Origin of the sequence: Rhizobium sp. K102, assembly GCF_022385315.1 — a bacterium.
Lineage (GTDB): Bacteria > Pseudomonadota > Alphaproteobacteria > Rhizobiales > Rhizobiaceae > Rhizobium > Rhizobium croatiense.
In genome coordinates, this window is sequence record NZ_CP092436.1 from 228598 (window position 1) to 240930 (window position 12333).

Annotated in this window: 11 protein-coding genes; 3 read left to right on the top strand and 8 right to left on the bottom strand. The window is 61.3% G+C overall.

Translation table 11 applies throughout. The annotated features are described in order from the left end of the window. From MHI61_RS07110 to MHI61_RS07125, 4 genes are read right to left on the bottom strand one after another with little or no spacing between them, the layout of a single operon-like run. Entirely contained in the window at positions 1-1128 is a 1128-nt protein-coding gene (locus MHI61_RS07110) for an ABC transporter permease (RefSeq protein WP_239791462.1), read from the bottom strand. Then, entirely contained in the window at positions 1125-2882 is a 1758-nt protein-coding gene (locus MHI61_RS07115) for an ATP-binding cassette domain-containing protein (protein ID WP_239791463.1), read from the bottom strand. Before MHI61_RS07115 ends, MHI61_RS07110 begins: the two co-directional genes overlap by 4 nt. After that, positions 2879-3892 (bottom strand): secretion protein HlyD, encoded by a 1014-nt coding sequence (hlyD, locus tag MHI61_RS07120; RefSeq protein ID WP_239791464.1) that lies wholly within the window; start codon positions 3890-3892, stop codon positions 2879-2881. The genes MHI61_RS07115 and hlyD overlap by 4 nt, the downstream gene beginning before the upstream one ends. Then, a complete protein-coding gene (locus MHI61_RS07125) occupies positions 3889-4584 on the bottom strand; it encodes a CerR family C-terminal domain-containing protein (RefSeq protein ID WP_239791465.1) in 696 nt (231 codons plus the stop codon). Before MHI61_RS07125 ends, hlyD begins: the two co-directional genes overlap by 4 nt. Before the next feature lie 799 nt (positions 4585-5383). Here MHI61_RS07125 and MHI61_RS07130 point away from each other — a divergent pair. Then, positions 5384-5698 carry a hypothetical protein gene (locus MHI61_RS07130; protein WP_239791466.1) on the top strand — a complete coding sequence of 105 codons (315 nt, stop codon included), beginning with the start codon at positions 5384-5386 and terminating at the stop codon, positions 5696-5698. 27 nt (positions 5699-5725) lie between these two features. Here the strand turns inward: MHI61_RS07130 and MHI61_RS07135 are convergent, their stop codons facing one another. Then, positions 5726-6742, bottom strand: a complete 1017-nt coding sequence (locus MHI61_RS07135; protein WP_239791467.1) for an NAD-dependent epimerase/dehydratase family protein — start codon at positions 6740-6742, stop codon at positions 5726-5728. 273 nt (positions 6743-7015) lie between these two features. Here MHI61_RS07135 and MHI61_RS07140 point away from each other — a divergent pair, with 273 nt between their 5' ends. Continuing rightward, positions 7016-7966 (top strand): endonuclease/exonuclease/phosphatase family protein, encoded by a 951-nt coding sequence (locus MHI61_RS07140; RefSeq protein WP_239791468.1) that lies wholly within the window; start codon positions 7016-7018, stop codon positions 7964-7966. Positions 7967-7979: 13 nt separating this feature from the next. Here the strand turns inward: MHI61_RS07140 and MHI61_RS07145 are convergent, their stop codons facing one another. The 3 genes from MHI61_RS07145 to MHI61_RS07155 all read right to left on the bottom strand — a co-directional run bounded on the left by MHI61_RS07145 (position 7980) and on the right by MHI61_RS07155 (position 11312). Further along, entirely contained in the window at positions 7980-8285 is a 306-nt protein-coding gene (locus MHI61_RS07145) for a hypothetical protein (RefSeq protein WP_239791469.1), read from the bottom strand. Between the two features lie 135 nt (positions 8286-8420). Beyond that, entirely contained in the window at positions 8421-9848 is a 1428-nt protein-coding gene (locus MHI61_RS07150; RefSeq protein WP_176539245.1) for a mannose-1-phosphate guanylyltransferase/mannose-6-phosphate isomerase, read from the bottom strand. A 39-nt stretch (positions 9849-9887) separates the two neighbouring features. Continuing rightward, the gene (locus tag MHI61_RS07155; protein WP_239791470.1) at positions 9888-11312 is read right to left on the bottom strand and encodes a phosphomannomutase; all 1425 of its coding nucleotides are present in this window, start codon (positions 11310-11312) and stop codon (positions 9888-9890) included. Between the two features lie 231 nt (positions 11313-11543). Between MHI61_RS07155 and ung the strand changes: the two genes are divergently transcribed. After that, positions 11544-12245, top strand: a complete 702-nt coding sequence (gene ung / locus MHI61_RS07160; protein ID WP_239791471.1) for a uracil-DNA glycosylase — start codon at positions 11544-11546, stop codon at positions 12243-12245. The last annotated feature ends 88 nt before the right edge of the window (positions 12246-12333 follow it).

A 12333-nucleotide genomic window follows, 5' to 3' on the forward strand; every position in this document is an offset into this window, starting at 1 on the left:
TCAGCCGATCCTCTTTCGGGTGCTGCGCGCCGCGAGCACGAACATGATTGCGCCGATCGTCAGCATGACGGCGATGGCTTGAACAAACATCGGCCAGATGTCGCCGGCGAGAAACACGGTCTGCAGACTGGGGATCAGGTAACGCGCCGGCACGATGAAGGTGATCCACTGAATGACCTCGGGCATGGAGTTGATCTCGAACAGGAAGCCCGACAGCAGGAAGGCCGGCAGAAAAGCGGAGATCAGCGCCAGTTGCGAGGCGAGGAACTGGTTCTTCGTCGCCGTCGAGATCAACAGACCCTGGCCGAGCGCCGGGATCAGAAAGGCGGCCGACAAGGCGTAAAGGGCGGCGACGGAGCCGCGGAACGGCACGCCGAAGAGAAAGACGGCAAGCAGCACGCAGAGCGTCATCGAGGTGAGGCCGAGGAGGAAATAGGGAAGGATCTTGCCGGCGAGCAGCTCGACCGCCGTCACCGGCGTCGCCATCATCGCCTCCATCGTGCCGCGCTCCCATTCGCGGGCGACGACCAGCGAGGTCAGAAGTGTGCCGACCAGCGTCATGACGATGGCGATCGAGCCCGGCACTAGGAAATTGCGGCTGGTGAGCTCCGGATTGAACCAGAAGCGCTGTTCGACCGCGATGGGGGGACCGGAGGAGGCGACATCCGCCTGCCTCTGCCGTTCCCAATTGGCAATGGCGCCCTGCGCATAATTCTGCACGAAGTTCGCGGTGTTCGGGTCGGAGCCGTCGACAATCACCTGAATGTCGGGACGGTTGCCGGCGGTGTAGCGCGTAGTGAAGTCGGCCGGAATGACGACGATGCCGCGCAGCTTGCCGAGCACGAGGTCTTCCTCGAACAGGCGCCGGTCGCGGCCGATCGCCACATCGAAATAACGCGAGGCCCGGAAGCTGGCCGCGAGATCCTGCGTCAGCGGTGTCATCTCTTCCGCCACCAGGCCGATGCGGGTGCGGGTGGTATCGAGCGAGACGCCATAGCCGAAGAGAAAGAGCAGGATCAGCGGCAGCACGAAGGCGATGAGGATGCTGCTCGGATCGCGGATCGCCTGAAAGCTTTCCTTGCGCACAAGGGCAAAAAGGCGCCGAAGGCGACCGCCGGAAGCGTTCATGCCGCATCCTCCGCTTCCGACTGCTGCACCAGCGCGATGAAAGCATCCTCCATCGTCGGGTCCGGCTGTTCTTTGGTTGCGACGCGGGCCTTCAATTCATCCGGCGAGCCGAGCGCGATCGAGCGGCCGCGATAGATCAGCGAGATGCGGTCGCAATATTCCGCCTCGTCCATAAAATGGGTGGTGACGAGCACGGTGACGCCTTTTTCGACCAATCCGTTGATATGCGTCCAGAACTCGCGGCGGGTGATCGGGTCGACGCCGGAGGTCGGCTCGTCCAAGAAGAGGGCGCGCGGCTCGTGCATGACGGCGCAGGCGAGCGCCAGGCGCTGCTTCAGGCCGAGCGGCAGGTCCTTGGCGGCCTCGCGGCCATGGCGGCCGAAATCGAAAATATCGGCCATCAGCGCGATGCGCTCGCGCCTGTGCTGGCCGCGAAGGCCGTAGACGCCGGCGAAGAATTCGAGGTTCTGCATGACGGTGAGATCGCCGTAGAGCGAGAATTTCTGCGCCATGTAGCCGAGCTGGTTGCGTGCCTCGGCGGCATCGCGGCGAAGATCGAAACCGGCGACGCGGCCTTCGCCGCCGGTCGGCTTCAACAAGCCGCAGAGCATCTTGAAGGTGGTGGACTTGCCGGCACCGTTCGGGCCGAGCAGCCCGAAGATCTCGCCGCGGCGGATATCGAAGCTGATGTCCTCGGCCGCGGTGAAATCGCCGAAGCGCTTGGTCAGGCCCCTGGCCTCGATCACTGGCCGATCGCCCTCGGCCTTCAGCGGCTCCTGTGCTTCGGCCAGCCTGGAGCGGCCGCCGGGGCCGCCGCCCAGCATATCGACAAAGGCATCCTCGAAGCGCGGCGGGGCGGCAGTGAGCGTTGCATTGCCGCCGGCGGTGTCGATATCGGGTTTCATGTCCTTTGCCGCAACGAGACGGATCGCTTCGCCCTGGATCACGCCGTCGATGACGCCATTGGCTTCAAGGAGTTCGGCGAGCACCTGCCGGCGGCGACCTTTGACGCCGGATACTCTGAAGACCCGGTCGCTCATGCGCTCGGTCATCTCCATCGGCTTTCCGGAAAAGAGTAGCTTGCCCTGGTTCAGGAGCAGCACATGATCGCAGGCTTCGGCCTCGTCGAGATAGGCGGTCGACCAGAGCACGCCGATGCCTTCCTTGGTCAGGTTCTCGACCATCTTCCACAGGTCGCGCCGCGAGATCGGATCGACGCCGACGCCCGGCTCGTCGAGCAGCAGCAGGCGCGGCTTTTTCAGAAGCGCGCAGGCAAGGCCGAGCTTCTGCTTCATGCCGCCGGAAAGTTTGCCGGCAAGCCTGCCGGTGAAGCGCTTGAGGTCGGTGAAGGTGAGCAGTTCGTCGAACGTGCTCGCGCGTTCGCTCTTCGGCAGGCCGCGCAGATCGGCGTAGAGATCGAGATTTTCCTGCACCGAGAGGTCTTCATAGAGGCCGAAGCGCTGCGGCATGTAGCCGATCGCCGCCTGGATGCCGGCGGCATTCTTCCTGGTGTCGAAGCCGAGAGCTTCGACCGTTCCGCTGTCGGGCAGCATCAGCCCGGTCATCAGGCGGATCAGCGTCGTCTTGCCGGCGCCATCGGGGCCGACGAGGCCGGTGATCGCACCGCCGGCGATCGTGCCGGAGACGCTGTCAAGGGCAGGGGGAGCGTCGCCGAAACGTTTGGTGACGGCGCCGATCCGGACGAGCGGCTTGTCGCCCCAACCTGTCTGGGGGCTGGTCTCGACGGCGGTCATCGTCGGCCTGCCGCAGACGCCGGAGGCCGCACGGTGACCGGCATGCCCTGGCGCAGGTCCGGGCCTGGCTTGTCGATGACGATCCTCAGGCGATAGACGAGATCGGTCCTGAGCTCCGGCGTCTCCACCGATTTCGGGGTGAATTCGGCGACCGGCGACATGAAACTGATGGTGCCTTCATAGGGTTTGTCGGGCGCCGTATCGGAGGTTACGGAAACCTTCATGCCGGGGTGGATGCGGCCGAGATCGGGCTCCGCGAGATAGCTGCGCACCCAGACCGGTTCGGTCAGGGACAGCACAAAGACGGTGTCGGCCGGCGAGACGATCGCACCGTTTTCCCGAACCCGCGAGAGGACGACGCCGTCGTTCGGGGCGCGAAGCTCGGTATCTTCAAGCGACGTGCGGGCCGAGGCCAGTGTCGCCTCGGCTGCCTTCAGCTGCGCATCGGCGGCGGCAATATCCTCGACGCGGGAGCCTTCCTGCAAGAGCTTCAGCGCCTCGTTGGCGGACTGGGAGCGGGCGGCGGCCATCGCCTTTGCGGCGGTCGCCTGGTCGAGGTTCGCCTCGGAAATGGTGCCCTGCGGACGAAGCTGGCGGGCGCGTTCATAGGCGAGGTTGGCGTTCTGCAGATCCGCGAGGCTCTCGTCATAGGCGGCGCGCGCCTGGGCAATCTCGGTCGGCCGCGGGCCTGCCTTCAGCTTGTCGAGCGTCGCCCGAAGAGCAGCCGCATTGGCCTCAGCCGAACGGACGGCGAATTCATAGGGCGCGGCGTCAAGTTTCGCCAGCAGTGTTCCCCTCTTGACGACATCGCCCTCATCGACGCGGAGTTCGGAGAGGCGGCCGTTGACGCGGAAACCGAGCGAAACTTGGCGGATATCGACATTGCCGTAAAGGACGAATTCGCGGCGGGCCTCAGGCAACCAGCCGAGCTTTTCGGGCAGGCCGTACCACCAGGCCGCGGCCGCTGCGGCAACGAAGAGAAGGAGAGCGATAGGAAGGATTCGCCTCATGCCGCACCTTCCTTCGGCTGGCCGAGCACATCGACCAGTTCGGCGGCCAGCCCGCGCAGGATCTGCACCTGCTCCGGTCCAATGACGTCCCACTCCATCTGGGCGAGCACGGCAGCGTGAGTGACACGAAAGACGAGGATGCTGCCGAGAAGGCTGAAGGTGCGCAGGCGCACATGTTCCGAAGCCGGATCCTCACGCAGAATGGCGCCGATCAGCCGCCGGCCGATCTCGATCATCGGCCGCATGATGCCCTGATAGACTCTGGCGAAGGCTTCCGTCGGCTCCATCTGCTCACGGATCAGAAAGCGCGCCCAGGATTCGGATTCCTTGCCGACGAAAAGCGTCACCATGGTCTGGAGAATGTCGGTGAGGAAGCGCCGGGCTTCGGCCTCTCCGAGCGGTTTGCCGGCGGCCTCCAGGCTCAGCAGATGCGTGCCGATGCGCGCTCTCATATCGCCGATATGCGTGTCGATGCGGGCCATCAGATATTCGGCGGTGGCGATGTAAAGGCCTTCCTTGCTGCCGAAATAATAGGGAATGGCCTGCAGATTGACACCGGCTGCTTCGGTCAGCTGGCGGGTCGATGCGCCGTCGAAGCCATAGCGGCCAAAGACGTCGAGGGCGGCGGAAAGCATCTTCTGCCGCGCGACATCGGCGCGTGCCGAGGCTGGATTGGTCTTTTCCTTGATCATGAGGATTCTGTAACATGGCGGGAGAAATAAGTCAATCGATTGATTAGTTTTCGGCCGTTTCGCACCGCCGCCGTCCTGACGGCCGATATCGATCGAGCCCGCATTCGGATCGACGCCAGCGCGGATAAGCAAAGGCAAAGAGGCCCGTGGGAACGGACCTCTCAGGGTTCTCGGGGTGAGAAGAGGAACCAAGCCTCGGTTTGGCTGCCAACAGGGGTAGCGATGCGACTATCGCTAATTTTCACGACACTGATATGTCTGGCGCCGGCCGGTTGCAAAACAAGCGGCCGACGCTTTTTCGTTGCTTCCCGGCCATGTTTTGACACAAAACCGCCTTGCTCTTTCCGTACCGCCGGTTCGATGCGTATTCAGATCTATATTCTCGCGCTCCTGCTGAGCGCCATTATGTGGTCGATCTCGTTCGACGCGGCGCGAGAGTCCTATCATGCTGCCCAGAGTGCGGGATTGATGCCCAATTTGCACATCAACAAGAAGCTGGATCGCATTCTGTAGACTGCGGCACAGCGCTCACATCATTGGCATTGCGCGTCGGTCATGGGTTGTCGGCCGGCGGATGCGTCTGCCATGTGCCCGAGCACTTCCCGGTCCTCAAATCCGAGAAAAACGCGCGGCGCCGGAGAAAGTCAAATTTCGTAAAATTTGACCGATCCGCTTAAAAGCACTGCAAATCCTGGCGTGTAGAGTGATCTCATGAAAGCGGCCGAGGCGTGGACAGACGCGTCGATCGTTTGGAGCCGGGCGGAGTGAAAGCCCGCCGATTCTGAAATGGGGACTCGACATGAATAGAAGGCTTGCCGCCATCGCCTTGACTTTGACCATCACTGCCGCTGCCGGACCGGCCTTCGCCATCGGCCCCGCCAGCCTTGCACGCGACCTGGTGCACACTTCCGCCATCGCCCACTCGCCCGAGGTTCCGTTGACGACACGCGCCGGAATCGTGCGGCCGGGTGTTCCCTTCGTTCTGCGCAGTCCGGCAGTGGTCGAAGACGAAGATTACCAGCTCAGGACTTATGCGCAGAAGCTGACCGTCGTCGTCGACTATATGGTTTCGAAGGCCGTCGAGGCGGTGCAGGCGGCGGCGCTTTCCCGTTAAAGCGTCGTATCTTCAGCGCGGCATGCGTCAGGCGTCAAGTTCGCTGCGCGCGTCGAGGTACCAATCGACGAAAGCCTTGACACCGACGTCCAAGGTCGTATCCGGCTTGTAGCCGGTTAGCGCGACGAGCAGGTCGGGGGCAGCGAAAGTGCGCGGCACGTCGCCCTTCTGCATCGCCAGCATCAGCCGAATTGCAGGCCGGCCGAGCGTCTTTTCCACCGTCTCGACGAAATCCATCAGGCTGACCGGCTGGCCGCCGCCGATATTGACGACGCGGAAGGGCGCCTGGCGCGAAAGCGTTTCGACCGCCGCGTTGTCGAGGCGGTTTTCCTCGCCGGGCGCAATGGACGACAACCTGACGATTGCTTCGACGAGATCATCGATATAGGTGAAATCGCGGCTCATATTGCCTTCGCCGTAGATCTCGATCGGCTGGCCCTCGAGCATGTTCTTGGCGAATTTGAACAGCGCCATATCGGGCCGGCCCCATGGGCCATAGACGGTGAAGAAGCGGAAGGCCGTGGTCGGAATCTTGTGAAGATGGGCATAGCTGTGCGCCATTAGCTCCATCGATTTCTTCGTCGCGGCGTAAATGGTCAGCGGCTCGTCGGCGCGATCGGTCTCGTGGAAGGGGACGGTCGCGTTGGCGCCATAGATCGATGATGTCGAGGCCAGCATCAGATGGCGGACTTCGACCCGCCGGGCGATTTCCATGATATTCCACGAGCCTTCGACGTTCGAATGTATATAGGCTTCGGGATTTTCCAGGCTGTAGCGTACGCCGGCCTGTGCGGCGAGGTGGATCAGGATGTCGGGCTTGGCCGCGAGGACAGCCGCCTCCAGCGCCGGCCGGTCCTCGAGCATCGCGATGACCGGTTTGAAGGCTGGAAACTGGGAGAGGGCTGCATGGCGCATCTCCTTGAGCTTGACGTTGTAATAGGGCGTGAGGCCGTCGAAGCCCGTTACCTCATGCCCCTCCTGCAGCAGGCGCCTGGCCAGATGAAAACCGATGAAACCGGCCGTCCCTGTAATGAAGTAGCGCATTCCCACCTTTTCTTGGCCCCCTGCCGACGGCAAAGAGCCGATTCCGTATCACGTGACCCCCCCTTACAAGATAAGAAGAGGCCGAGTCGATAGGTGTTTGAGGAAGAAGGCTGCGACACCTATGCGGGTTTCACGGGCGTCGGCGCGGCCTGCTTGGCGCATGCCATCGATATCGCTCATCTGCCGGGATGAGGCCCGATCGTTATGCTGCGTTGCAACATACCGGCCTGCATGTTATGCCCGCCCAGTCGTCGGCAAGCGGAATCAGGATCGATGCGAGATATAATCTATTGGATTCTCTGCGCATTTCTGACACTTGCCATTGCCATCGTGTCGCTGCGCTATGTCACGAACTTCTGGCTGTTGTCGTTTGTCTACAGCTTTCAGATCCATCTTGGGGTCATCTTTGTTGCCGCCAGTCTGGCAATTCTGGCAGTCAAAAGGCAGATCTACGGCTTGTTTCTTTTGCTCGCCTCGCTTTTTCTCACCGCTCACGGTTTCGTTATGCTGCGCGAATTTGCACAAAATGTTCAGCGGACGGGCGCCGCGCCGCTTTTCCGTATGATGTCGTTCAACATCGCGATCGACAACTGGAAAAACTCGACGGCTCTTGCCGATATGGTGATCGCTTCGAACGCCGATGTCGTCAATTTGCTCGAAGCCAAGCCGCTGACATTTCATCTGCAGCGATTGTTCAAGGTCTATCCCTATCATATCGGCTGCGACAACGGCAAAGATAGCTGTGATACGCTGGTCCTGTCCAAACGGCCGTTCGTGATGCGGCAGGTCGCAAGCATCGGCAGTCTCAGGAAAGACAGGCTGGTCGTCTCAAGCGTCGACTTCGACGGCCAAGCCATCAATCTCGTGTCGGCGCATCTGTCCAAACCCTATTACGACGACTACCAGATGGGCGAACTGGATGACCTCGGCAAGGCGCTGGGTTCGATTTCCGGCCCTCTAGTGCTGTCCGGCGACTTCAATTCGTCGGCGATCGCGCCCAGCATCCAGGGTCTTCTGCGCGAACAGAAACTGAAGACGCTTGCACCTGAACCGGCGACATGGCCGATCGCTGCCGGCGCCGTCGGGATCGCCATCGACCACATATTCGCGCGGGCGCCGCTTCGCCTGATCTCACTCAAACGTCTCGACGACAATCTCGGCTCGAACCACTCCGGTCTGATCGCCGAATTCGCGCTCGACCAGGAAACTTCACCGGTGAGGTGACGCATGCGGCAAGTCAGAATCTCGTTCGGCCGCCTTTCCGGTCGATCATCTGGAAGGTCTTGCCGTCGGTCTTCACGCTGACGCAGTCCTTCGACTTGTTGGGAAACAGAACGCAGATCTGGCCGTTGTCTATCTTGTAGCCGTTCTGGTTGCCCTCGCGATATTCGTAGCCGTTGCTGCTTTCTTTTAGCTCCGAGGTGCCGGGCAGGTGCTGGCGAATTTCCGCCTCGCTTGCAACGCGCATATTCGCTGTCTGGGCGAACGCCATTGCCGGCAGCATCAGTGATAGAAATCCGGCGAGGGCGGGCAGGATACGCATCAGGGAATATCTCCGGTCATGTCTGTCGGCGCCTTCATTCTACGAGAACCCCGAGAGGAAATTCAACAGCAATGCTGATCGCGACGGAAACGGCGGCCCGTTGCCTCGAGCCCGCCAGCCGTTCCGAAAGCCGCTTTAGGTTCTACCGAACTCGTCGACGATGCGGATGATGTCATCCTCGCCAAGATAGGATCCCGTCTGTACCTCGATGAGTTCGAGGACGATCTTGCCGGGGTTGGCGAGACGATGGACTTCGCCGAGCGGAATGTAGACGCTTTCGTTCTCGCGCAGCATCCGTACGTTCTCACCAACCGTCACTTCGGCCGTTCCCTTGACGACGACCCAATGTTCGGAGCGGTGGTGGTGTTTTTGCAGCGAAAGCTTCTTGCCCGGCGTGACGAAGATGCGCTTCACTTGAAAGCGATCGCCGTTGAAGATGGAGGTATAGCCGCCCCAGGGACGGTAGGACGTCGGGTGCGTTTCGGTGAACTTCGCTGTCGCCGATGTGGAGGCCAGCATCTTGACCAATTGTCCGACATTCTGGCTGTCCTTGAGCGGCCCGACGTAGACGGCGTCCTCGCTGGCGATGACGGCGACATCCTCCATGCCCTGGACGGCAAGATGCACGCCATGGGTCATGACCAGCGAATTGCGGGTGTTGACCACGGTCGTGTTTGCGGCAGCGACATTGCCGTTATCGTCGCGTTTTCCCGATTTCCACACGGCATCCCAGCTTCCCATATCCGACCACCGGAACGGCGAGGGGACGACGGCGGCCTTCGAGGTCTTTTCCATGATCGCATAGTCGATCGAGATATCCGGGCTCTTGGCGAAATGATCGGCATCGAGGCGGGTGAAGTCAAGGTCGCGGCTTGCCTTGGAAACAGCCTTGCTTGCGGCTTTGAGCACCTCGGGCGCATGTTCCTGCAGTTCGGCAAGAAGCTCCGTCACCGGGAACATGAAGATGCCCGAATTCCAGTAGAAGCCGCCGTCGGCGAGCATCCGCTGGGCTTCCTGCAATGCCGGTTTCTCGACGAAGCGGCTCACCTTGTGAGCGCCGTTCTCCAGCGCGTCGCCGATCTCGATATAGCCGTAACCCGTTGCCGGTTCGGTCGGATTGATGCCGAAGGTGACGAGCCTGCCGTCGGCCGCCGCCTCGCGGGCGATGCGAATGCAATCGAAATAGCTCTTGTCGGCGAGGATTTCGTGATCCGAGGCGAGCATCTGGATGATAGCATTCTTGCCGAACAGGTCGGCGGCCAGCGTCGCTGCGGCAGCGACCGCCGCGGCGGTGTTGCGGGCGACCGGTTCGAGCAGGACGGCGGCGAGCGGACGGGCGAGCTCGCGCGCCTGCTCGGCGACCAGAAAGCGGAACTCTTCATTGGTGACGACGATCGGGGCTTCGTAGAGCTCGGGATCGGAAACGCGTTCGAGCGTCTCCTGAAACAGCGTCTTGTCGCCGACGAACTGAATGAATTGTTTCGGCGCGGTGGCGCGGGAAAGCGGCCAGAGCCGCGTGCCTTTGCCGCCAGCCATGATCACGGGAACGATTTTCTGCGTCATAGGCGTGTTCCTTGAAATAAACGGCTTATTCGTTGCATGTTAGTGGGCGGCTGCCCAGCCTCTTATTCTGTCGAGCCCGTTGTGCAGCAGGTCGAGGGCGGCGGATTCGCTCGCTGCCTCCACGTAGCAGCGCATTTCCGGCGCATTGCCGGACGGGCGAAAATGGATGATGCCGCCATCTCTCAGCGTCACCCGAAGCCCATCGATATCGGATTTTGTCGCTATCGCGCCGATCGGCTGCAGGAAAGAGGCCAGGTTTTCATCCGAGGCGCGCAGATGTTCCATCAATGCCGCGCTGGTCTCGACGGGGAAATTCTCCAGACGATCGGCGGCGGCAAAGGGCAACTTATAGGAGGCGGCAATGACAGAAAGCGGCTGCCTGCGGGCGGCCGCCAGCGACAGGATTGCGAGCATGGGAATGAAACAATCACGCGTCGGCAATGCGCGCAGGTTCCGGCCATTGACCTCGAAGGTGGTTGCCGTCAGCAAGCCGCCATTGGCTTCAAAGCCCATGACCTGATCGTCGCCGGCGGCCACTGCCTCTTCCATGCCTGATATGACGAAGGGCGAACCGACACGCGTGCGCCTGACCGCGAAAGTGCCGGCGGCCTCGATGCCGGAATTGGAGGTCACGGGCGTCACCACCGTTCGGGCTCGCAAGAAGTTGGCTGCGACAAGGCCGAGAAGGTCGCCGCGCAAGGGCGTGCCGGTTTCATCGGCAACCAGAGGGCGATCGCCGTCGCCGTCGGTCGAAACGATTGCATCGAGTTTGTGCTCGGAGGCCCAGCGCCTCATCAGCGCGATCGTCTCGTCGGAAACGGCTTCGGTGTCGACCGGTATGAAACTCTCCGAGCGGCCGAGGGCGATGAGCTCGGCACCGTAATGGGCGAGAACGTCGATCAGGAGGTCGCGAGCGACCGTGCTGTGCTGGTAGACGCCGATCTTCAGCCCGGAGAGCGCACCTTGCGGAAGCAGGGCCGTATTGCGTTCGAAAAACAGCTGCCGGCAGATCGCCTCATGATCTTCCATCTTGGCCGGCGCCTCGATCAGCGCTTTGCCGCTTCGTTCGATCTCGGCTGCCTGTGCGGTGATCGCCGTCTCGTCCGATTTGTCGATTTCGCCATCCGGGCGATAGAATTTGATGCCGTTGCGGTCCGCCGGGATATGCGAGCCCGTGACCATCAGGCAGGCGGCCTTGCTTTCGAGGCCATAAAGGGCCAGGGCCGGCGTCGGCACATTGCCGCAGTCGAAGACACGGAATCCGAGTGCCGTCAGCGCACCGGCACAGTTTGCCGAGATTTCAGGGCTCGAATCGCGAAAGTCGCGTCCGATCAGTATGATGTCGCCGGCCCGTGCCTTGCCGGTCTCCAGCAGATATTTGCCGAATGCGGTGGCGTAGAGGGCGGAGGCGCGTCCCTTGAGATCGACTGAAAGTCCGCGAAGGCCGCTCGTGCCGAATTTCATGTGAAGACAAGCTCCGATTGTCACGATCAAAGTTCTACTCAGCCCGCCTGCCGGCGTAAATACCGAAGCAGGCTTATAGTTAAACACGGGCGGTGAAGTCACCAACAAGGATTGCGCCCGCTCGCCAGGTTTCGAAGGTCGGAGCCGCCGCGAGACCGACAGCCATTGCGGCATCAGCCTATTTTGTTAGAACCATGTATCCATTGTTTGTTCCATATCGAAGGTTTGCCGATGAGCGATACATCCGTCAGTCTCGAGGAGAGCTGGAAGTCCGCCCTCGAGGGGGAATTCTCAAGCCCCTACATGCAGCAGCTCAAATCTTTCCTGGTCGCGCAGAAGCAGGTCGGAAAACGGATATTTCCTAAAGGCAGCGAATATTTCCGAGCTCTTGACCTGACGCCAATCGCCAACGTCAAGGCCGTCATCCTCGGTCAGGATCCCTATCACGGGCTAGGGCAGGCGCATGGATTATGTTTCAGTGTCCGTCCCGGCGTCCGCATACCGCCCTCGCTCGTCAATATCTACAAGGAGATGGAGACGGATCTCGGTATAGCGCCGGCGCGTCACGGTTTTCTCGAGCACTGGGCGCGGCAGGGCGTGCTCCTGCTGAACAGCGTGCTGACAGTCGAGGAAGGGCAGGCGGCTGCCCATCAGGGCAAGGGTTGGGAACGCTTCACCGATGCCGTCATCCGCAAGGTCAACGACGAATGCGAATCCGTCGTCTTCATGCTCTGGGGTTCTTATGCTCAGCGCAAGGCCGCCTTTGTCGATACGGCGCGGCATATGGTGCTCAAAGCGCCGCATCCGTCTCCGCTTTCGGCCCATAATGGCTTTTTTGGCTGCAAGCATTTTTCCAAGGCGAATGCCTTCCTGCAGTCCCGCGGGCGGGCGCCGATCGACTGGCAGCTGCCGGTCGATCCCCATAAGTCCTGAAGTGAACACATATGGATCTGTGTTCACAAAAAGGAGACAATGCGTTTTGGTCTGCACGTCTATTCCGGAGGCCTGACCGAGCGCATTT

Excerpts from the sequence above, each read along its gene's own strand:
- MHI61_RS07125 (WP_239791465.1), bottom strand. The coding sequence starts at position 4,584 with ATGATCAAGGAAAAGACCAATCCAGCCTCGGCACGCGCCGATGTCGCG.
- MHI61_RS07110 (WP_239791462.1), bottom strand. The coding sequence starts at position 1,128 with ATGAACGCTTCCGGCGGTCGCCTTCGGCGCCTTTTTGCCCTTGTGCGC.
- MHI61_RS07150 (WP_176539245.1), bottom strand. The coding sequence starts at position 9,848 with ATGACGCAGAAAATCGTTCCCGTGATCATGGCTGGCGGCAAAGGCACG.
- MHI61_RS07135 (WP_239791467.1), bottom strand. The coding sequence starts at position 6,742 with ATGCGCTACTTCATTACAGGGACGGCCGGTTTCATCGGTTTTCATCTG.
- hlyD (WP_239791464.1), bottom strand. The coding sequence starts at position 3,892 with ATGAGGCGAATCCTTCCTATCGCTCTCCTTCTCTTCGTTGCCGCAGCG.
- MHI61_RS07155 (WP_239791470.1), bottom strand. The coding sequence starts at position 11,312 with ATGAAATTCGGCACGAGCGGCCTTCGCGGACTTTCAGTCGATCTCAAG.
- MHI61_RS07115 (WP_239791463.1), bottom strand. The coding sequence starts at position 2,882 with ATGACCGCCGTCGAGACCAGCCCCCAGACAGGTTGGGGCGACAAGCCG.
- MHI61_RS07140 (WP_239791468.1), top strand. The coding sequence starts at position 7,016 with ATGCGAGATATAATCTATTGGATTCTCTGCGCATTTCTGACACTTGCC.
- MHI61_RS07145 (WP_239791469.1), bottom strand. The coding sequence starts at position 8,285 with ATGCGTATCCTGCCCGCCCTCGCCGGATTTCTATCACTGATGCTGCCG.
- ung (WP_239791471.1), top strand. The coding sequence starts at position 11,544 with ATGAGCGATACATCCGTCAGTCTCGAGGAGAGCTGGAAGTCCGCCCTC.
- MHI61_RS07130 (WP_239791466.1), top strand. The coding sequence starts at position 5,384 with ATGAATAGAAGGCTTGCCGCCATCGCCTTGACTTTGACCATCACTGCC.